Annotated in this window: 1 protein-coding gene; it reads left to right on the forward strand. The window is 55.4% G+C overall.

The annotated features are described in order from the left end of the window. Positions 1-845, forward strand: an 845-nt coding sequence (locus A3754_RS04930) for a S1 RNA-binding domain-containing protein (protein WP_156496807.1), incomplete at both ends; no start/stop codon positions are given.

Here is an 845-nt window from a genome sequence, read left to right on the forward strand (position 1 = left end):
TTTTGCTGATCTCTTTGAAGAAAGCCTAAAGGACCTGGACGTTGCCCGTGGCTCCATTATCAAGGGTACCGTTGTATCCATCGATAGCGACTGGGTAACCGTTAACGCAGGCCTGAAATCCGAAGGCATTATTGCCCGTGAAGAATTCCTCAGCGAGGCAGGCGAGCTGGAAATCGTTGAAGGCGACGAAGTCGATGTTGCTGTAGACGCCATCGATGATGGTATGGGCTTCACCCGTCTGTCCCGTGAAAAAGCCAAGCGCGCCGAAGTTTGGGGCGAGCTGGAAAAAGCTTTCGACGAAGACGAGATCGTAAAAGGTATGATTTCCGGCAAGGTGAAGGGTGGCTTCACTGTCGACATCGGCCCGATCCGCGCCTTCCTGCCCGGTTCTCTGGTAGATATCCGTCCGGTTCGCGATGTTGCGCACCTGGAAGGCAAAGAGCTGGACTTCAAGGTCATCAAACTTGATCCCAAGCGTAACAACGTCGTGGTTTCCCGTCGTGCAGTGATGGAAGCAGAGCACAGCGCAGAGCGCGAGCAGCTGCTGGAATCCCTGCAGGAAGGCATGGAAGTCAAGGGTATCGTGAAGAACCTGACCGACTACGGTGCGTTCGTGGACCTGGGCGGTATCGACGGCCTGCTGCACATCACCGATATGGCCTGGAAGCGTATCAAGCATCCGAGCGAGATCGTGGAAGTTGGCCAGGAAATCGACGTCAAGGTACTGAAGTTCGACCGCGAGAAGATGCGTGTTTCCCTGGGTCTGAAGCAGCTGGGCGAAGATCCGTGGCACGATATCGTGGGCAAGTACCCGGAAGGTACCCGCGTGAAAGCCAAGGTAACCA

The organism is Alcanivorax sp. HI0083 (assembly GCF_001635175.1).